This window comes from Bradyrhizobium sp. ISRA442, assembly GCF_038085055.1.
Lineage (GTDB): Bacteria > Pseudomonadota > Alphaproteobacteria > Rhizobiales > Xanthobacteraceae > Bradyrhizobium.
Map to the genome: position 1 here is coordinate 62,575 of NZ_JALGCN010000012.1, position 19,410 is coordinate 81,984.

The following is a 19,410-nucleotide window of genomic DNA, read 5'->3' on the forward strand; positions in this document are numbered from 1 at the left end:
TCTGATCGAGGAGATGCCCCATGATCTGGCACCGCCTGTGCGCCGTCGCGAAACTGTCGGAGGGAGAGCCGGTGGGCTTCAAGGTGAGCGACCGGCGCATCGCACTCTACAAGGTCGGCGACGATGTCTTCGCAACGGATGACGTCTGCTCGCACGCATTTGCGCTGCTGTCGACGGGGTTTCTCGAAGGCCATGTGATCGAATGCCCGCTACACGGGGCGATGTTCGATGTCCGTGACGGAAAATGCCAGTCCAGCGCCTACAAGGACATCAAGGCATTTAAGGTCGAGATCCGTGATGGCGACGTCTATGTCGAGCTCGACGGCGACGCTGCCCTGCAAGCCGCCGGTCACGGCGGGGTCGACGTCAAGCCATGAGCGGACTTGTCGTCATCGGCGCATCCTATGCCGGAATCGAGGCCGCGCTCACGGCGCGGGACGCCGGCTATGCCGAACCGGTGATCGTGGTCGCCGACGAGACGTCACTGCCCTATCAACGGCCGCCGCTTTCGAAGGAGTTCTTGCTTGATCAGTTCAGTGCCGAGACGCTCATTCTGCGCGATGAGGCTGTTTTCGCGGGCAAGCGGATTGAACTGCTGCTGGGCCACCGCGCCGTCGCGATTGACCGCCATGCAGGAAGAGTAGCGCTGGCCGACGGCACCGTACTTGGCTTCGACAGACTGGTCATCGCTACCGGCTCGCGCGCGAGGCGGATAGCGGTCCGCGGGGCCGAACTCGACGGGGTCTGCTATCTCCGATCCGCCGCAGATGCCGCCGATCTCAAGGCGCGGCTCGGCCGGACGAGCGAGATCGTGATCGTCGGCGGCGGCTTCATCGGCCTCGAGGTGGCTTCGTCTGCGGCCAGGCTCGGCAAGCGGGTGACGGTGGTCGAGGCCGCCTCCCGGCTGCTCGAGCGGGCGGTATCACCGGTGCTGTCGCGCTTCCTGCTCGACATCCATACCCGGGCGGGCGTCGGGGTGAAGCTCGGCACGTCTGTTTCGGCAATCGTCGGCGATGGGGGACGAGTGGCGGCGGTCGAGCTGGACGGCGGCGTCCGCCTCGGCACGGACCTGGTCGTCGTCGGCATCGGCGGCATCCCGAACCACGAGCTCGCCGCCGCTGCCGGGCTCCGATGCGCCAATGGCATCGTGGTGGATCAGCACGGTCGAACCGCACGCGAGAACATCTACGCCGCTGGCGACTGCACCACGCACTTCAACCGGTTTGCCGAGGAATGGATCAGGCTGGAGTCGGTTCAGCACGCGCAGGACCAGGGACGCACCGTCGGGCTTGCAATCGCGGAGAGCCGGCAGCCATACAACAGCGTGCCGCGGTTCTGGTCGGATCAGCACGATCTCAAGCTTCAGATCGTCGGTCATGCCGCGCGCAGGGACAGCATCGTGATCCGCGGCTCGATCGAGGCTGGCCGCTTCTCCGTGTTCAATTACCGGCAGGGCAGGCTGGTCGGCGTCGAGAGCATCAACAATCCCGGGGATCAGATGGTGGCGCGGCGCCTGATAGCAGCGGGCATTTCGCCGACGCCGAGCCAAGCCGAGGACAGTTCATGCGATCTCAGATTGCTGCTGAAGGCGGGTGCCAGGGCCATCGCGTAGCCGGTGCCGCAGCTAGTCCGCCGCGGTAAGCCGGCCGGACTTCTTCGGCGTCACCGTCCGCACCGCCAGCAACTTGCGCAGGCAGCGATCGAGCATCACGATCTCCGCCTTGGTCAGCCCGCTTGCCTCGATCGTGCGCGCGACGACCCTTGCCACCTCGGCGATGCCGCGGTCGGCGGTCGCAAGACCCTTGGCGGTGAGACGGACCAGCTCGGAGCGGCCGTCGTCGCTGGCGGAGACGCGCAGCACGAAGCCGCCTTCCTGCAGCCGTGCTACGCGCTTGGTCATCGCGCCCGATGTGACGAGAAGGGCCCGGAACAGGTCGGTGGGACGCAGCTCGTACGGTTTGCCCGAGCGCCGCAGCGCCAGCAGCACATAGAGCTCGCCAGTCTGCAGTCCGACCGCCTTCGATATTTCCTGCAGGCGCATTTCGTGGAGCTGGTTGACGCGCTCCAGCCGCAGCAAGGTGCAGGCGGCGGCGAGGTCGAGGTCGGGCCGTTGCTCCAGCCACGCGGCCTCGATATCGTCGTAAAGGGTGCTGTCAGGCGATGGCGGCTGCTTGATCGCGGGTTCGGCGCGGCGTGACACGCTGCTCTTCTTCATTCCCTTCCAGCCCCCTTCGCCGCGCGCCAATTGCCCGGCATCATGCGTCGCAGCAATCTAGCACCGCCAAATTCAGGTGTCGCCTCGCAAGTTCTTGGTCTCGCTCCAGCCCCGTGCATGGCCGCGGCGCAGCGGCCAATTGCGGCCGCGTAGCGCGGGTTGACAAAATACCTTCCTAGGAAGAATATTCCAGGTAAGAAAAATCGAGGGAGGAGCGCAATGCGCGGATTTTGCGCGACATTGGTGTTGGCGGCTGCACTGGCTGCTTGCGGTTCGGCCAGGGCGGCGGACACTGAACTGGTTCTCGGGCAGACCATGCCGTATAGCGGGCCGGCATCGGCCCTGAGCGCCGTTGGCAAGGTGCAGACCCGCTATTTCCAGATGATCAACGATCGCGGCGGCATCAATGGCCACAAGGTCAAGCTGATCTCGCTTGACGATGGCTATAGTCCGCCGAAGGCAGTGGAGCAGACGCGCCGACTGATAGAAAATGACGAGGCGGTCGCGATCTTCGGCAGCATGGGAACCGCACAGAACGCCGCGGTCCAGAAATATCTCAATGCCAAGAAGATCCCTCAGCTGTTCGTGTTCGCGGCCAGCGAGCGCTTTGCCGATCCGAAGACCAGTCCCTATACGATCTCGGGGATGACGCTGTTCAGCACCGAGGCTGCGATCTACGCGCGGTTGGTGGCCGAACACACGCCCGGAGCGCGCGTGGCCGTGTTGTACCAGAACGACGACTACGGACGCGAATATCTTCGCAGCTTCAAGGCCGAACTGGCCCGGCTCGATCCCAAGGCCGAGATTGTCGCGACATCGCCTTACGAAGTCACGTCGCCCACAGTCGATTCGCAGGTCGTGGCGCTGGCAAGCACCAACGCCAACGTCTTTCTCAATGCGTCGACCGGCAAATTTACTTCCCAGGCGATCCGCAAGGCGGGCGAGCTCGGCTGGCGCGCGCAGCAGTTCCTGCCGATCGGCAGCAACTTCGTGCCGACGATCCTCAAGCCGGCCGGGCTCGACAACGCCAAGGGAGCGATCTCTGCGACGCCGACCAAGTCGGTCGGCGATCCCGAATGGGCCAACGACCCCGCCTATCTGGAGTGGCTAGCTTTCATGAGGAAGTATTATCCCGAGGGCGATATCGAGGATCAGCTCAACTTCACCGGGTGGAACGTCGCTGTTCTCATGACCAAGGTCATCGAGGCCTGCGGTAACGATCTGTCCCGGCAGAACATCATGAAGCAGGCCACTGCACTGAAGAACGTGGCGCTGCCGGGCCTGATCCCGGGCATCACCGTCAACACCAGCCCGGCTGATTATCGCCTAATCACGTCGCTGCGCCCGCAACGTTTCGACGGCGAGCGCTGGGTGCCAATGTCCGGTACCATGGCCGCGCAATGAGGGCTGCCGATAGTGTGGTGAAGCGGGGCCAGCCGCTCGCGGCGGTGCCTGAGCTCTCCGGTGGCCCGCCGGAGCACCTCGTGAAGCCATTCGTGCCAAGGCTCGTCCTCGACGCGTTCGTGCCAAAGCAGCCGAACCTGGGGCGAGCCATTGGACATCGCGACGCGGTCCTCTTTCTCGCCTGCAAGCCATTCTCGACCGGTTCGATCGTCGTCGTTGATGGGAGCGCAACGATCGCGGCGTGAACGACCCTGAATCGGTGGACCGCTTTGACGGGCGGGGTATCATCGAAAAAGAGGAAGATGTTCGTCCATTGAACACAACGATCGGGAGGTTGGAATGGTCTGCAGGTCGGCGGCGCTCGCGATGCTCGGTGCAGGAATTCTATTCGCAGGCGCAGCGCCCGCTGTTGCCCAGCAAGGAGATGTCAACTCGCCCGATCTCGTCCTCGTCAACGGAAAAGTTCTAACCCTCGACGAACGATCCAGCGTGACCGAGGCGATCGCCGTTCGGGACGGAAAAATTCTCGCGACCGGTAGCAGCGCATCCATCCGGGCGCTCGCCGGAGCGCGCACGCAAGTGCTCGACGTGTCCGGCAAGACCGTGATTCCCGGCCTGATCGATACTCACGCTCACTTCAAGGCGGCCGGTCTCGCTGACTATGTCGTCAACATGAGCCGCGCCAAGACGGTCGCCGAAGCCCTCGAGGCGATCAAGACGTTCGTGGCCAAGAAGAAGCCGGGCGACTGGATTGTGGGCGGCGCGTGGCACCCGCCGTCGCAACTCGCCGAGAAACGGTATCTAACGAGGCAGGAGATCGACCGCGTCGCGCCCGACAATCCGGTCTATCTGCGGACCGTCGGTCATTTCTCCATGGCGAACACGATGGCACTGCAGAAGGCAGGGGTCGACAAGACCACTGCGAACCCGAGCGGCGGTTCCTTCGAGCGCGACGGCGCGGGTGAACTGACCGGCCTCCTCGTCGAGACGGCGATCGACCGGGTCGAGAAGGCTGTTCCGCCGTGGACCGAAGACGACGAAATCAGGCAGTTCGCGCTCGCGGAGGGGGCACTGAACAGTTTCGGGATCACGAGCGCGGTCGAAGGCGCCACGGAAGCGCGCGACGTCCGCACACTGCAGAAGATCGCCGCGTCCGGACAAGCGACGTTGCGGACCGGATTGATGTTCAGACCCGAGCCGCCCGCCGAGCTGACCGCTTGGGAGGCAATCATGTCGGGCAACGGAGCTTCGTCAGGCTTCGGCGACGACTGGGTCAAGTTCGCCGGCATCAAGATCTTTTACGATGGCGGCATGACCCTGAAGACGGCGCTAATGCGCGATGTCTATCCGGACTCGCACGATAACTACCATGGCATCGCCCAGCAAACGCCCGAACGGCTCAAGCAACTCGTCTCGATCTGCAATCGCTACGGTTGGCGTGTAGGCGTGCACGTCGTCGGCGATCTCGGTATCGACCAGGTGCTCGATGCTTTCGAAGCGGCCGACAAGGAAAGGTCCATCCGGGACCGTCGCTTCGTTCTCATTCACGCGAGTCTGATCAGGCCCGAGCAGATGGAGCGCGCTCACAAGTTGGGGGTCAGGGTCGATTTCCAGAACGTCTTTATGTGGGATAAGGCCGCGACCGTCGAGCGCTTCCTGGGACGGCCGACCGCCGATCGCGCCGTGCCGACCAAGACCTTGATCGAAAAAATGGGGCTGGACAGTCTCGGTGCCGGAACCGACTTCCCCGTCAACCCGATCAACCCGTTCCTCAACATGTACATCATGGTGACGCGGAAAGATCCCAATGGAAGCGTGTACGGCGCCGCGGAAGCTATTAGTCGCGAACAGGCGCTCCGTCTCTACACGTCGGGAGCTTCGCGCTACACGTTCGACGAAGCACGCAAGGGTACGATCCAGCCGGGCAAGCTTGCAGACCTCACGGTCCTTTCCGCCGACTACATGGCCATTCCGGAAGAGCAGATCAAGGACATCCAGGCGGATGTCACGCTGGTCGGAGGCAAGATCGTCTTTCAACGCTGACTCAGGGAGGAGGCTGATGCCCAAGCGCGTAGTGTCGACGTCGAGAGCATCCGCCGACGCCAAATGCCTGGGCCGGACCACAGCAATGTAGGGGAGCGGCTCCGAGGACCGGCGTTGTGTTCCGGTCATCTTACGGTACTTGAAGATTGTCTCAGCAGCGCACGCGGCTCGCCATCCAATCGATAGACTTCGATAGGTAGCGGAATTGCTAGTGCTTATGAGGAGCAAAATTATTCTGTGAATTCAAGACTGAAAGATTGCAGTGGGTATGCCGTCGGCATTTGTCCGTCAGACATGGAAATTTGTATTTGCAAATCAACAAGGAAGCGCCGTTCGAAATGATTGAGTGGGAGTAGTGCGGCCGGTTAGCATCGTGCAGTTTAGCGTAGTTTTGTCGAGTCGTTCTCGCTTCCTCCACATTGAGAATCCTACCCAAGGCTTATCCTAGCAGAGGCTCGACAATCCATTGCGTGTTCACGGGTGGGTACCGCAGCGCGCGCTATCGTACGGAAGGTTCGAGGGCCGAAGCTTGGCAGGTCCCAGTCTAAGAGAGCGCGCCGAAAAGACTGAGATCAAAGGATCTCCAGTTTCCGGACGGCCGTAAGCAGATCCCACTTGCTTTGATCGGGAGAGCGGCCAGCCGTGTCCACGGTCGTCTCTGCTTTTGAGTAGAGCTCCGCTCTACTGGTCAGAATGGAGTTGAGCTCTTCCATCGCTTTGGGATTCCCGCTCATGGGGCGAAGATCACCCTGGTTACGCACCCGTTCCATGTGATCTTCTGGGCGCGCCTTGATCCAGATGGTGTGGAAGTGACGCAACAGGTAGCTGAACGTCTCGGGCTCAGCGACAATTCCGCCAGCGGCCGCAAGCACTGTTTGATTGGACGTCGCGACGATGCGCTCGAGCGCGTCGCGCTCCAGCCGCCGGTAGCCCTCCTGACCATACAAAGCCATGACTTCCGAGACGGGCATCCCGCTGATTTCCTCGATCTCCTGGTCGAGCTCGAGGAAGGGAAGCGAGAGCTCGTTGCTCAGCATCCTGCCGAGGGTTGATTTTCCGGCGCCGCGTAGCCCAATGAGGCAGATCCGCTTCTCGCGCAATCCGGCCGGATCGCCGGGATCCAAGATCTTCATCACGCGGCGGCGCTGCTCCTGCGTTGCCCTCCGGAAAAGCTCCGCGCAATGGACGGTTTCCGATTTCCAGGGGTCGTCGGCTCCAACCAGCCACTCGATCCGATGATCGAGCGCCTCGGACACGCGCCACAACAGGGCGATCGAGATGTTTCCGGTCCCGCCCTCGAGATGCGCAAGATACCTCAACGAAACCTGGGAAAGCTCCGACAGGGCCCGTCGCGAGATGCCTCGCCGCTCACGCGCTTCGCGCACGCGCTCCCCAACCAGGGCGACGAACGTTTTCGCGTTGGTTTCCAGCCGAGCCTTTCTTTCGCTGGCGCTCTTGTTGGTTCGGGACTTTTGTGCCGTTTTCATGCGCGCTGGCGGAGGAGGGGCCTTAGACGGGACCTCCAACATACAGCACAGATCGCCTTTCAAGCAGCGCGCCGCAACTTTTCCCCGCCAAAGGTCGGGCAGCCCTACCGCTCGTCAGGTCGGGTTGAAAGATCGATTTCGCGACTGCCAGGGACAACCTGAGACGCAGTAGCATCTGATGATCCGCAACAGCCGTGTCGCGTAGTCCTTCACCGTGGCGTCCGATGTGTCGAGCGTCACGCGCGCGCCTGCGTAAAAGTCGTCCCGGCTTTGTAGGATCGTGATCAGTTCGTCCATCGCGGCCTTGTCTGCGGCCATGGGGCGAAAGTCGCCTTGCGCGCGCACCCGGCCCATATGTTCGGCCGGAGTGGCCTTGTCGTACTTGATCTCGTGGAGCCAGTCCGGGCCGGACGGGACGCTGGTTGCTCTGCTGGGCAGACAGAACTCGAAGGTGCTGGGCATGATGAGAAGATAGGGCCGCGATGCGGGAATTGCGAATCGAACGACCCCGACAGCGCGGGGGCTTGGGGGCACCGCCGGGGCCGCCATTCCATGCCGGTCAATCGGCGGTAGACCGGCACAATACCAAGCTGCTTGGGAACCGGTGGTTCCTGCGGCGCTCGTGCGTCTCCATTTATCTTCGAAGTGGTCTGAGGGCGGCGGCATTTTGCTCGGCGTTGGCCACTGCTTCTATCAGGACGGGGCACTTTTCGTAGGCCCCGGCCTCGCCCGCCTCAGTACCGCGAAGCTCCCGGCATTCGCCGCCGTCCAAGAACCACTTGGTACTTCCAATGGCCGCGATCACTTTGCATTTGGGACATTGGACCTGCATTTTCGCTAGGCTCCCGACGTTGATTTTCCAGTCGTGCGAAAACGCCGCGAAAACGGCCCCACCCCGACAATTAAGGGATGGGGCTGTTCTCATTCCAAGATACGCATTACTGGTCGGGTGGGGTGTGGAGACCCGACAACCCTCAGTATAATCGCAGCGCCCTAACTGATCGTTACGGGTGGGCCAATGCTACAACACCGGCATGCCTGAACTGAAGGGCTGGGGCCGCCCGTTCGACGACCCGATCAAGCTGCGCGACGGCGCGCTCGACCACCTGCAGCGGCGGGGCGTTGCGCCTTGCGCGAGGCCGGCGAGTACATCGCCGCGCTCCCTGAGACCGTGCACGATCAGCCGGAGTGGCAGACGGCGCTGGAGGCGTCAAAGCTGACATCGGCCATTGGCCTGTTTCTTCCAATAACAACGCATACGCGAACGAGTAGAATTGTTCGCAGCCGTTGGGTCGTCCGGGGAGCGCGATGCTGCCAGTAAAATTACGCGAACCCCCGCCATTCATTAACATTTTGATTACCGTTGCTGGTAACGGCGTCTTTTCGGTTTTGCTGTATCTTGCATGCCGGGGAGAACTGCATGGGCATATCAATCCGATGGGCTACGCGCTTGCGCGTTGCGCTGCGACGCTGGCGCAGCGCGCCGCTGACCTGGCTGATTGCGGGCGGCGTCGTCTTGATGGCGGCGACGGCCATCGGCACGGCTCTAACGGTCGAGCGCTTTCGACAGAACGCGATTGAAGCGGGGCGTGAGAACCTGGAAAGTGCCGTGCGCCTGCTGGCGCGACACTTCGACCGCGAATTCGAAGACTTCTCGGTGCTGCAGACGAGCATCATAGCGGAAATGGAGAGCCATGGCATCGCTTCTCCCGATGTGTTTCGCGGTGACATGGCCACGTTGGCCGTGCATGAGATGCTGCGCGGAAAAGCGAGCGGGTGGACGGATGTATCCGGCGCCAACGTGTTCGATGCTAGTGGCGTTTTGATCAACTCGTCGAAACGCTGGCCCGTCGACGACATCAAGATTTCAGATCGTACGTACTTCAAACGACTAAGAACCGAACCGACCTCCGTGGAAGAGGTCGAAGTCGTGCCCGGTCGGTTCAGGGGCGGATTTGCAATCGTATTTGCGCGCCGCGTCTCCGGTCCGCATGGTGAGTTCCTCGGCGTCGTCACGCGCGCGATTACGCCGGAGCAATTGGAGGCGTTCTTTGTATCGACAGGTCTCGGCGAAGATTCCTCCATTGCCATGCATCATCAGAATGGGCAGTTGCTCGCGCGCATTCCGCGCTCTCATTCCATGATCGGCCAAAACTTTCGGGGAGGATCGGCGGAGCAGATGACCGTCTTCGACCGGCCGTTTGTCACGACCCAGCTTGCAAGCCCGATTGACGGCAAAGAACGCCTCGTTGCCTCGCGCATGTTGACGGCAGAGCCGCTGGTGGTGGTTGCAACGAAGTCGGTCGATGCAACACTGGCAACTTGGCGTACCCAGACCAAGTTTTTCGTCGCGGTCGCAGTGGTATTAATCGCGCTACTTGTGTTGACGCTGTACTTGGTATTCCGGCAAATGACACGCAGGCTTTCGCTGGAAAAACAGCGCCTCGATACTGCGATGAACACCATGACGCAGGGCCTCTTGATGTTTGATCAGGACGAACGGCTCATCGTCTGCAATCGCCGCTACCTCGAAATGTATGGGTTGTCGGCAGATGTCGTCAAACCGGGCATCAGTTTTCGCGATGTCATCCAGCACCGGCACGACACTGGCTCATTTCAGGGCGATATCAATTCCTACTGTAGCACCACACTGAGTGCAGCCGGCAGTACCCAGAGCTCAATCGTGGAGACGACGGATGGCCGTCTTATTGAGATTCGAAATCAACCGGCCGTTCCTGGCGGGTGGCTTGCCACACACGAGGACGTCACTGAGCGGCTCCGTGCCGACGAACGCATCGCGCATATGGCGCATTACGACACGCTCACAGACCTCCCTAATCGCGGGCTGTTGCGGGGACACCTCGAACGCCGGGTCGCCGAACTAGCCGATGGCACATCGTTTGCGATTCTCTACATCGACATCGATGAATTCAAGGGTGTGAACGATACACTTGGCCACGAGGCTGGAGACGAACTGCTGCGGCAGGTCGCCGAGCGCCTGCGAAGCTGTGTGACCGCCAACGACTTGGTTGCGCGTCTCGGCGGCGATGAATTTGCGATCGTCAAAGCGGACGCCCGAGATTCAAACGAGCTGAGCGCGCTCGCGCAGCAGATTTTGGAAGCCCTACGTGCGCCCGTGAACTGCAAGGGGCAGCAGATCTCGGCGGACGCCAGCATCGGCATCGCGATCGCTCCGGACCACGGCGACAATATCGACGATCTGCTTAAGCGTGCCGATCTCGCGATGTACGCAGCGAAGTCTGAGGGCCGAAGCACGTTCCGTCTCTTCGCGAAAGAATACGACACCAAGTCGAGCCTACGACGTCAGCTCGAGCTCGATCTCCGTCAAGCACTGGCTCGTGGGGAATTTGAGGTCCACTACCAGCCTCTGGTAGATCTATCGGCCAATACGGTGACAGGTTGTGAGGCGCTGCTGCGTTGGCGGCATCCTGAACGCGGCATGATTTCCCCGGCCCAATTCATCCCCGTTGCCGAAGAAACCGGCCTCATTGGCGAAATCGGCGATTGGGTTCTGAAGCAGGCCTGCACAGAGGGAGCCAGCTGGCCCGACCAGATCCGGGTTGCCGTCAACGTGTCACCAATTCAGTTCCGATCCAAAACCTTGGCCCTGAAGGTTGCCGCCGCACTTGCCGAATCGAACCTCGCGCCCAGCCGGCTCGAGCTGGAGATCACCGAGACAGTTCTCATCCGTGATGATCAGGAGGCGCTAACCATTCTTCAGCAACTGCGCGAGTTAGGGGTGCGCATAGTGCTTGATGATTTCGGAACCGGGTACTCGTCACTCAGCTACCTTCATCGTTTCCCTTTCGACAAGATCAAGATTGACCGTAGCTTCATTAATGACATCGGGGAGCTCGAGGATTCCTCCCCGATTGTGCGGGCCGTGGTGACCATGGCCGCCGCACGCAGGATGGCGACTACGGCGGAAGGCGTCGAGACGGAGGAGCAGCGTGAGATCCTCAGAGATCTCGGCTGTAGTCAAATGCAGGGTTATCTTTTCAGCCCTGCCGTACCAGTCGCGCGACTAAAGCAGCTCTTATCGACTGAGCATGCCTCCGCTGCATGATTTCGAGTAGCGCCGCGTATTCGGCCTGGCTGGGCCGGCCAGATCAGTCTCGCATGCCGTGAGCTTCTGGTCGAAGCATGGTTTAGCTTTGTTCCCATAGTGACCAAGGCGGTCATCGACATCGCCAAGCTGCTGGGGATTGCCGTGCATGACCACATCATCGTCGGCAGGAACGGGCATGCGAGCTTGAGGGGGATGCGGCTGATCTAGGGATCTCGTGTTGGCAGCGGACGGATACTTTTTTTGACCACCTCATCGAGTTTTGGCGCGCGAAAAATGGGCGCCGCACCCAATTTGTGTGCGTTGGAGATTTCCGATATCGAAATTCGGCAGCCGCTATCTCGGTGTGAGATTTGCTTCCCCTACCCCATGAAGCCGAAACCCAAGGAGTGGACCGAGTCTGAGATACAAGTGATGACCCGCATGGTGCGGCAGGGGGCAAGCACATCCGAGATATCGGGGAAGTTAGGCAGATACACCGCCTCGGTCAGGCGCATGGCCCGCAAGCTAGGGCTCTTGCTCAAAAAGTGAACTAGACGAGGGCGTAACGCCCTGGGTCCGTGTCGTTAGCTTGAGTACAATTCTCGCACCTGTTGGCGCAACCGATCGAGCTTTCCAATTAGCGTCGCTAGTTTCAGCTCGAAATCATCCTTAGCCGGCCCTGGCTTCAGTCGGCCGCGAAGGTCTTCAGCGTGTGCTAGGGCGGTCTCCAGATGACCGATCGCGACCCCCAGCTGCTCCTTTGAAAGCGTGCTCAATGTGCCCGCAAGAAATCGATCTTCCTTCTGAACATCGAGCTGTGGATTTGAGCGCCCGGCCGGCCGCCTAAAATGAACAACCGCACCCATAACTATCTCCAAATCGGCCTTTACGAGCTGAGCGCGAGACGGATGAAAAAGAGAATACTCGCTTTCAGTGATGCCGCTGGGCTGTCTAAGCCGCGCGGATGGAATTGAGGAAATTGTCGACTTCGCATTTCAAGCGATCGCTTTCCAACGTAACCGACCGCGCGGCAGATAGCACTTGAGTGGATGCAGATCCGGCCTCGACCGCGCCAAGCTTGACCTCCGCATTCGTTGACGCGACTTGCGTCGTGCCGCGGGCGGCATGCTGCAGGTTGCGCGACATTTCGCCGGTCGCATTCGCCTGCTCCTCCACCGCTGCAGCAATTGCGGCCGTCGTTACCGAGATACGATCGATTGTTGTGCTGATGTGCTTGATTGAATCGGCCGCTTCCTGTGTTGCAGTCTGTATCTCGTCGATCTGCTCGCTGATCTCGCTGGTTGCCTCAGCAGTCTGCGCAGCCAGAGCCTTGACCTCGGTTGCGACAACCGCAAAGCCTCTGCCGGATTCGCCGGCACGGGCCGCTTCGATCGTCGCGTTCAGCGCAAGAAGGTTGGTCTGTCCGGCAATTGTCGTGATAAGGCCGACAACATCGCCGATGCGGCTTGCAGCCTTCGACAGCCTGCTGATTCGAAGGTTCGTCTCCGCAGCTTGCTGCACCGCTTCGTCGGTGATTTTTGTCGAGGCTTCAATCTGGCGACCAATTTCGCCGATAGAAGACGTCATTTGTTCAGTAGCTGACGCAGCGCTCTGAACATTTTCAGACGCCTCCTCGGATGTCGAGGTGACCGTGCCCGAAAGCGCCTGCGTCGCCTCTGCCGTCTTGGATAGAGTGGCGGCCGCCTTTTGGAGTTCGCTAGAAGATATCGACAACGATCCCGTCAGCTCACCGATCATGGACTGGAAATTCCCGGCGATCTTGTCGATCCGCTCCCCGCGCAAGCGCTTGGCTTCCGCCTCGATCGACGCGAGCCGGTCGGCGGCCTGCTTGGCGAGGAGAGACGCTTTGAAGGACTGCAAGGCGGCAGCCATTTGACCGAATTCCGTTGCTTGGCTCTTGTCCGGCACCGTGACGGTCAGGTCTCCGCCGGCCAAAGCTCGCATGGGCAGGATAATCGAGCCAAAGCCCTTCGCAACGTCGCGCACAAACCAGAGACTGACGAGCAAGGCCAACGTTGTCGTCGCTGCAAAAATCGAAGCAATCAGCGTGAAAGCAAAGGTGTAACTCTGCTCGGCATGGCCACCCGCCGCCGCGGCTCGCTGGTTGTTGATCTCGATCGCCTTCAGCAACATCTGCCCGCTGTCTTGCCGTAGCGGCTGCATCTGATGAACGATGAGATCGGCTGCGATGGCGAGATCATTCCTGCGCGAAGCAGACAGCACGTCCGGAACCTGATCGACATAGGCGTTCCAGAGCTGCTTGAAATCTTTGTACAATTTCTGCTCGTCCGCAGACAGGACCAACGCCTCATAAGCGTTCCCGTCCTTCTCGATATCGCGGGTCAGATCGGCAAGAACTTTTTCGGCGGAGGCCTTCTTTGCAGGATCCGTTTCGAGAATGTGATCGCGCACCACGCTGCCGTATCTGATGGTGTAGGCCCTGAGGCTTCCGAGGAGGCGGACAGCGGGCAACCAGCGGCTTTGCAACTCGACTGCGCTGCCGCGGATGAGCTGCATATCGCTGATGGCAAGGAAACCAGTACCCGCGGAGACAAGAACCAAGAAGGAGATGATGGCAACCAACTTACTCTTAATCGAAAAGCGCGAAAGCATGGGCACTCCATGAAAATGTAGAGCTGGCAAAGTCGGCAAAAATGAATCAGCTGCTTCTCAACGCTCATGCTGCGACGTATTCGTAAACTTTTCGCCAAATTTTTAGTTGAAGCCTTTGTGACTGCAATGTGCGGCTGCACAGAAGTTGTGCATGTTGCTTGAGGTTCTGGCGGAGTATCGCGCAAGTTAAGGAGGTGCACGTCAGTCGGCGCTTTGCGCCGGTCATGCGCAAAACTCTGGACGATATTGGCCTGTCCGCAGAAACTGTGAAACTGTTCGCGTCTAGAGAAAGGGCAACATTGGCAGGTCGGCGATCTCATAGGCTCAGCTGCGGAAGTGTAAGCCTCCGAGGAGAGACGCCTTGCGGCGGGCTGGCCGGATGGTTGAGAACTGTACGTATGGACAGCCATACGATCAGTACGTTGAATCGACTGGAGGTGGTTGATACAGGCCGGCGCCGGCGTTGGTCTGAGGAAGAGGAGGCGCGGATTGTTTTGGAGAGCCTATCCGAGCCGCGCCAGGTTGCGGCGACAGCCCGGCGATACGGCTTGTCGCGTTCTCTATTTATAGCGCGACAATCAGGATGAGAGCGGAGTCTCACCCTGATTGCCGCCGCGCACTCTATTGGTGACTTGGCGAAGAGCCTTCGTGGCGAAGACCAAGTCTGAGACTGTTGTGACCGAGGGGGTGCCCGCGGCGTCGGAGAGCGCGACCGCACATTCAATGGAGCGTCGGATCGAGATCGAGCTGCCCGGCAGGCGGCGCGTCATTGTTGATGCGGGCGTTGACGTTGAGGCGCTTCGCCGGATCATCGCGGTTTTGGATCAGCGATGATTCCGGTTCCTACGGGAGTTCGGGTGTGGCTGGCGACGGGCCACACCGACATGCGTAAAGGCTTCGCCTCATTGTCACTGCAGGTGCAAGAGGTGCTGCGCCGCGATCCGCTGAGTGGTCATTTGTTCTGCTTTCGCGGACGCAGAGGCGATCTATTGAAAGTGATCTGGCATGACGGCCAGGGAGCATGCCTGTTTTGTCTGTAAGCTTCGGCCATGAGGACATTGAATCGCGGCGTGCCGGCTGAGCTTCCGCGTCATCCAGATTGGTCAGTAACTTTTCCATCCGATCGGAAGCTTGCTCTGTGTCGAGGCCGAGGAAGATCATATTGTCATTTCCAATGCTGGCTCTCGACTAGACCAGCCGCAGCGCTAGTTGCCGATGGTGCCCTTCGTGGCGTTCGACGAAGTCCTGCAGGCCTGATGGCACGTCGGCGAGCTGCAGGTCGAAGCGCCGCCGGATCTCGCGAGCAACGTCCTCGGACACGTCCTCCGACCAGCGCTCGTGGGTGTTGAAGGCGATGACGCGGAGTGGGTCTTTGTACTCGCCCGCCATCAGGTCTGTGATGACTGTCTCGAGGTCGGCAGCTTCGGCATCAGCCTCGCGCCAAACGGCGCCAAGGCGGCCCAGATCATCCTTCACCAGGTAGACCGTCTGATCGTCGCCACCGGGCACGATCGAGGGCATCCAGCCACGGCCTTGCATACTCCAAACTCCACGCTCACTGACGTAGGAAAGATAGTCACGGAGGTGTGGAATCGCGAATCTGGAACCGGGTCAGGGCTTGTGCCACAGCCGGGGGTAGTCGATTTGAAGTTAGTAAAGTAAGCCCGCCTCCGGAAATGCGGCGGTTGGAGGCGGGCCAATTTAGATGGCAGCGCACCTCTTATTATTCCATTCGGGCTGGCAGGAACGGGGGTGCTTGCCGAACAAGTGTGCACTTGAAAAACCGTAGGGGCAACAAAAACGCCGCCCGCTTAAAATCGTCGCGAGCGGCGGCCTTTCCAGCCCCGGGTGGGAATAAGCAATTCCCCGGTAAGGATGAGTCTAAATGGACTAGGCTAAGGTTCAATGAAGGGAGAAGGCACCCGCAGAGGCGGATTATGATACCCATCTTTGCTCGATGAGGCGGCCTCACTCTTTCCAATAGCCGCTTGAGTGGCACCGGGCCAAACCGTCGCGATTGGCTCCTAGCCGCCCCGGGTGTTCCTGCGCCCGCCTGAGATTGGACGGCTACAGGCCCGGCTTGCCCCCTTTGACCAAAACGTAGTGCTTGAAACGGCGGGCCAACTAGGTTTCGATGGACGCGTTCTTGCACGCAATCATTTTATTGTCTGTCGGCCCCCAATTTGATGAAGCTCTTTCTGCTGGCGCTCGACAGCTGGCTGCTGCTGAATGTGCTCTACGTTGTGATCGTCATGCCGGCCCGGCGAAACAAGCCATCATCCCAGCTCACACGAGTAATTAATGCACTTCGACGCCTCATCCGAGGTCGGGGCCGTCCTCCATCCTGAGAGGTGATCGGCGTCTGGCCCCATCGCTGCCGCATCCCACGGCCGAGGATATGTCGGCTGTCAGGAGTAATGACGTGGTCGAGGGTGGCGGCTGCGGCGGTGTCGAAAGGCGCTTCGTTTCAACGCTTTCGTGTCGAACGACTGGAGCCTCTGAGCGGCGGACACATCAGGCTCACTTGTCGTGAGCTCGTTGTCGATGCGCGTGCGGTCGTTCTCGCCGCCGGCGCCTGGTCGCGCTCTCTCGCGCGGCAAGCCGGCGAGAACGTTCCCCTCGATACCGAGCGTGGCTACCACATCGAATTCGCGATGGAGGCTTGTCCCATCAAAAGGCCCGTAAGCCCCGTCGATCTCGGGTTCTATGTCACGCCGATGGAAGGCCGTCTGCGAGTCGCCGGCACCGTTGAGCTTGGCGGGCTATCCGCGCCTCCCAACGCCGATCGCATCGCTGTTCTCGAGCGGGGTGTACGCAAGCTATTTCCGAAGCTTGGACCTGCTCGGACCCAATGGTTGGGGTTCCGGCCGTCGCTTCCGGATTCGCTGCCGGTGATCGGACGGGGCCGACGTCAGCCGAATATCATCTTTGCTTTTGGCCATGGACATCTCGGCATGACGCTCGCTGGTGTGACCAGCCGCATCGTCGCGAGCATCATCGACAATCGAGACGACGGTTTGAATCTCTCGGCTTTCCGACCGGATCGCTTCGGGTGAGATCTTTCGCGGCCGGACTCGCGGCGAGCGGCGGTCGCTTTCGAGCTCCGGACCAGCTCGAGCCCGGCAAGTACACGCTCCTGCCGATGCGCTTGTTCAAGCGGTCAGCTTGCTGGTGCTGCTCGGCGATCTGCTAGACCGACAGGCCGCCAGCGCCAGAGTCAACAAGGGCGGCGCTTTCCAGCGTCCCGAGCGCGCCCGACGCAACCCGCCTCGTTCAGGTCGCTCAATGGCGGAAAGTCCATCGGTCCTCACCTCCAAGACGATTCCGGGAATTCTCTTCCTTCGAGCGCGAGACCATTCACCGACGCCAACAGGCAACTCGAGCGAGCGAGTGCCGCTTCTGACGAAGACATAGGGTGCATCATTTCGAGTGCCGCTTGATCGTCTCAATCGCATGGCCCAGTCCGTGCCAGCCCAGGAATTCGAGTTCTTTCTTTTCGAGCGCGACCGTCGCTCGGAAGAATTCTTCGAGTTCTTCGACCGCTCGGGCGGGGAGCTTCCGGATGTCCTGCAGATCGGTCTCCAGAGGTGAGTGTTCGCCAAAACGGGCGGCGTTCGGAGGGCAAAACGACTGCCTCGAGAAGCAGTTTGAGATGATTGCAGGTCCGGGATTTGAACCCGCAATCCGACCTGCGTGAATCTTGACCAGAGACCGCGCCCAACCAAACGAAGGCGGCATCGAGAAAGGGCCGCTTTCGATTTTTCGCGACAAAGGCCGCCTTCACCCGACCGGTAGTCCGGGATCTTTCAACGGGCGTAAAGCCTTGCTTACCTTGGGGTCCATCAACGTCTGATTGCGTAAGACTGGATGAGATATCGTAGGTTTGGTTGGTGTGGGGAAAGGCGGTAGCGCTCCCCCGCTACCAACGTTCCCCCCGACATAGCCATGTTCGGAAACAGCGCCGGATTTTCGCAGAGCGCGGCGAGCCGACCCTTGATGTCGATCCGCACGCTCCGATCATCTTCGGCATTGGCTTTGCTTCGGGCGCCGCCCGGCCGGCTCGGGGCGGCATGCACGATAATCGCTGTAAGCAATTCGCGGATAGTCGCGAATTCGATTGGGGAGCCGCGCTTCAGCTCGTCGGCCAATTCCCGAACTGCGCGCTTGTAGCGGTCGATCGCTTTGGGATGCAGGGCGATCACGGTGTCGGCTTCGTTGGTCTCCTCAAGGCGCGCGGCGAGCGCCTTGCGATCGGTCTCCAGTTCATTCATTCGCGGGATGAGCGCGTCGGTAGCCATCCCTTTCACGATGAAATCGACGATGCGCTTGATCTCGCGCTCGATCTCGCCCAGACGCCGCTCGATCCGGGTGCGTTCGGTGCTCGCCTCTTTCTTCAGCCGTTTGCGCTCCGCGTTGTAGGCGTCGACAAACGCGGTGATCACCTCGGGATGCGCGAGGTGCTGGCGCAATCCCTTGATCGCCAACGCTTCAATCTCGTCGAGATAAACCCGCCGGCCGTTGGGACATGAGCCGCTTTCCCGATGCGTCGTGCACTGCAGGCGCACGCCTTTGCGGTCGGTGCCGATCGAGGCCATCCCGCCGCCGCAGCAGCCGCACCTCATCAAGCCAGAGAAAACTCGCTTGGGCGCTCGTGCTTTTTGCACCGTCGCGGGCGTCGCATTGTGACGCCGGTTGATCTTGATGGCTTGCGCGGCCTTCCACGTCGCATCGTCAATGATGCGTAGATGCGGTGCCTCGATGATCTTGTATTGATCTTTCGGATTGGCGCGCGACAGGCGCTTGCGCGTCACCGGGTCCTTGACCATACGCACCTTGTTCCAGACGATCCGCCCGGCATAGAGATCGTTCAAGATCATGCCGCCACCGCGTGACACGTTGCCGTTGATGGTCGATGCGTTCCATAGCCGACCGCGCGGCGGGCGCACGCCGCGCCTGTTAAGATCGTGCGCGATCTGGCGCGGCGTCTTGCCACCGATGTAGTCAGCGAAAATCTGGCGAACGATCTCGGACTCATCCTCGACGATCTCCAACTCGCCAGGCTTGCCGGCTACCGCACGATAACCATACGCGCGCCCGCCAGCGTGCCGTCCGTCGCGGATCACGCCTTCAAGGCCGCGTCGCGTATGCAGCACCAGATTCTCGATGTACATCTCGCTCATGAGCGCTCGCAACGCGCCATCGAGCTTGCCCACCTTGCCGCTTGCCGTGTGTATCGCGATACCGAGATGATCAAGATGTTTGCGGGTTGTGTGGTAGTCGGCTTGGTCGCGGAACAGACGATCCATGTCTTCGGCGACGATGACATCGAACAAGCCCGCTTCGGCAGCGCGCAGCAATGCTTGAAATCCGGGGCGGTTGATTGCTCCGGCGCCGGAAATGGCGCGGTCCTCAAAAGTGGAGATCACCGCCATCCCCTCGCGCGTGCATAGATCGCGGCAAAGAGCAATCTGATCGTCGATACTGCGATCTTTCTGGCGGTCGCTTGAAAATCTGGCGTAGATGACGCAGCGGTTCATGGGCGCTTGGGGATAGCGGGG

General features: G+C 60.6%; 18 protein-coding genes and 1 pseudogene. 11 read left to right on the forward strand and 8 right to left on the reverse strand.

Going from position 1 to position 19,410, the window contains the following annotated elements; translation table 11 throughout:
- Positions 1-20: 20 nt before the first annotated feature.
- Positions 21-377 carry a non-heme iron oxygenase ferredoxin subunit gene (locus MTR72_RS24365; RefSeq protein WP_341511263.1) on the forward strand — a complete coding sequence of 119 codons (357 nt, stop codon included), beginning with the start codon at positions 21-23 and terminating at the stop codon, positions 375-377.
- Positions 374-1,612 carry an NAD(P)/FAD-dependent oxidoreductase gene (locus tag MTR72_RS24370; RefSeq protein WP_341511264.1) on the forward strand — a complete coding sequence of 413 codons (1,239 nt, stop codon included), beginning with the start codon at positions 374-376 and terminating at the stop codon, positions 1,610-1,612. Before MTR72_RS24365 ends, MTR72_RS24370 begins: the two co-directional genes overlap by 4 nt.
- 12 nt (positions 1,613-1,624) lie before the next feature.
- On the opposite strand, the gene MTR72_RS24375 is transcribed toward MTR72_RS24370, so the two are convergent.
- Positions 1,625-2,215 (reverse strand): MarR family winged helix-turn-helix transcriptional regulator, encoded by a 591-nt coding sequence (locus tag MTR72_RS24375; RefSeq protein ID WP_341511265.1) that lies wholly within the window; start codon positions 2,213-2,215, stop codon positions 1,625-1,627.
- Between the two features lie 219 nt (positions 2,216-2,434).
- On the opposite strand from MTR72_RS24375, the gene MTR72_RS24380 reads away from it, so the two are divergent.
- From MTR72_RS24380 to MTR72_RS24390, 3 genes are all read left to right on the forward strand, one after another.
- A complete protein-coding gene (locus MTR72_RS24380; protein ID WP_341511266.1) occupies positions 2,435-3,619 on the forward strand; it encodes an ABC transporter substrate-binding protein in 1,185 nt (394 codons plus the stop codon).
- Positions 3,620-3,636: 17 nt separating this feature from the next.
- Positions 3,637-3,864, forward strand: a complete 228-nt coding sequence (locus MTR72_RS24385) for a hypothetical protein (RefSeq protein WP_341511267.1) — start codon at positions 3,637-3,639, stop codon at positions 3,862-3,864.
- A gap of 94 nt (positions 3,865-3,958) precedes the next feature.
- Positions 3,959-5,662 carry an amidohydrolase gene (locus MTR72_RS24390; protein WP_341511268.1) on the forward strand — a complete coding sequence of 568 codons (1,704 nt, stop codon included), beginning with the start codon at positions 3,959-3,961 and terminating at the stop codon, positions 5,660-5,662.
- Positions 5,663-6,234: 572 nt separating this feature from the next.
- Here MTR72_RS24390 and MTR72_RS24395 read toward each other — a convergent pair.
- Positions 6,235-7,149, reverse strand: a complete 915-nt coding sequence (locus MTR72_RS24395) for a helix-turn-helix transcriptional regulator (protein WP_341511269.1) — start codon at positions 7,147-7,149, stop codon at positions 6,235-6,237.
- A gap of 114 nt (positions 7,150-7,263) precedes the next feature.
- Complete coding sequence (locus tag MTR72_RS24400) at positions 7,264-7,611, reverse strand: hypothetical protein (RefSeq protein ID WP_341511270.1); 348 nt, start codon at positions 7,609-7,611, stop codon at positions 7,264-7,266.
- 958 nt (positions 7,612-8,569) lie between these two features.
- Between MTR72_RS24400 and MTR72_RS24405 the strand changes: the two genes are divergently transcribed.
- Positions 8,570-11,236: a bifunctional diguanylate cyclase/phosphodiesterase gene (locus tag MTR72_RS24405; protein WP_341511271.1), complete on the forward strand. Its 2,667-nt coding sequence runs from the start codon at positions 8,570-8,572 to the stop codon at positions 11,234-11,236.
- A gap of 99 nt (positions 11,237-11,335) precedes the next feature.
- Positions 11,336-11,446 (forward strand): annotated as a pseudogene (locus tag MTR72_RS24410) (JAB domain-containing protein); the annotation flags it as partial.
- Between the two features lie 356 nt (positions 11,447-11,802).
- Here MTR72_RS24410 and MTR72_RS24415 read toward each other — a convergent pair.
- Positions 11,803-12,084, reverse strand: coding sequence for a hypothetical protein (locus tag MTR72_RS24415; RefSeq protein WP_341511272.1), 282 nt, complete (start codon positions 12,082-12,084; stop codon positions 11,803-11,805).
- 85 nt (positions 12,085-12,169) lie between these two features.
- Positions 12,170-13,852, reverse strand: a complete 1,683-nt coding sequence (locus tag MTR72_RS24420) for a methyl-accepting chemotaxis protein (protein WP_341511273.1) — start codon at positions 13,850-13,852, stop codon at positions 12,170-12,172.
- 398 nt (positions 13,853-14,250) lie between these two features.
- On the opposite strand from MTR72_RS24420, the gene MTR72_RS24425 reads away from it, so the two are divergent.
- From MTR72_RS24425 to tnpB, 3 genes are all read left to right on the forward strand, one after another.
- Positions 14,251-14,439, forward strand: a complete 189-nt coding sequence (locus MTR72_RS24425) for a transposase (RefSeq protein ID WP_341511274.1) — start codon at positions 14,251-14,253, stop codon at positions 14,437-14,439.
- 61 nt (positions 14,440-14,500) lie between these two features.
- On the forward strand, positions 14,501-14,686 hold the full coding sequence (locus MTR72_RS24430; protein WP_341511275.1) for a hypothetical protein: 186 nt from the start codon (positions 14,501-14,503) through the stop codon (positions 14,684-14,686).
- Between the two features lie 23 nt (positions 14,687-14,709).
- Positions 14,710-14,892, forward strand: a complete 183-nt coding sequence (gene tnpB / locus MTR72_RS24435; RefSeq protein WP_445819629.1) for an IS66 family insertion sequence element accessory protein TnpB — start codon at positions 14,710-14,712, stop codon at positions 14,890-14,892.
- A 148-nt stretch (positions 14,893-15,040) separates the two neighbouring features.
- On the opposite strand, the gene MTR72_RS24440 is transcribed toward tnpB, so the two are convergent.
- The gene (locus tag MTR72_RS24440; RefSeq protein WP_341511276.1) at positions 15,041-15,391 is read right to left on the reverse strand and encodes a hypothetical protein; all 351 of its coding nucleotides are present in this window, start codon (positions 15,389-15,391) and stop codon (positions 15,041-15,043) included.
- 878 nt (positions 15,392-16,269) lie between these two features.
- On the opposite strand from MTR72_RS24440, the gene MTR72_RS24445 reads away from it, so the two are divergent.
- Positions 16,270-16,908 carry an NAD(P)/FAD-dependent oxidoreductase gene (locus MTR72_RS24445; protein ID WP_341511277.1) on the forward strand — a complete coding sequence of 213 codons (639 nt, stop codon included), beginning with the start codon at positions 16,270-16,272 and terminating at the stop codon, positions 16,906-16,908.
- 364 nt (positions 16,909-17,272) lie between these two features.
- Here the strand turns inward: MTR72_RS24445 and MTR72_RS24450 are convergent, their stop codons facing one another.
- Both MTR72_RS24450 and MTR72_RS24455 read right to left on the reverse strand, forming a co-directional pair.
- Positions 17,273-17,623, reverse strand: coding sequence for an inorganic diphosphatase (locus MTR72_RS24450; protein WP_341511278.1), 351 nt, complete (start codon positions 17,621-17,623; stop codon positions 17,273-17,275).
- Positions 17,624-17,694: 71 nt separating this feature from the next.
- The gene (locus MTR72_RS24455; RefSeq protein WP_341511279.1) at positions 17,695-19,389 is read right to left on the reverse strand and encodes a recombinase family protein; all 1,695 of its coding nucleotides are present in this window, start codon (positions 19,387-19,389) and stop codon (positions 17,695-17,697) included.
- Positions 19,390-19,410: the final 21 nt, after the last annotated feature.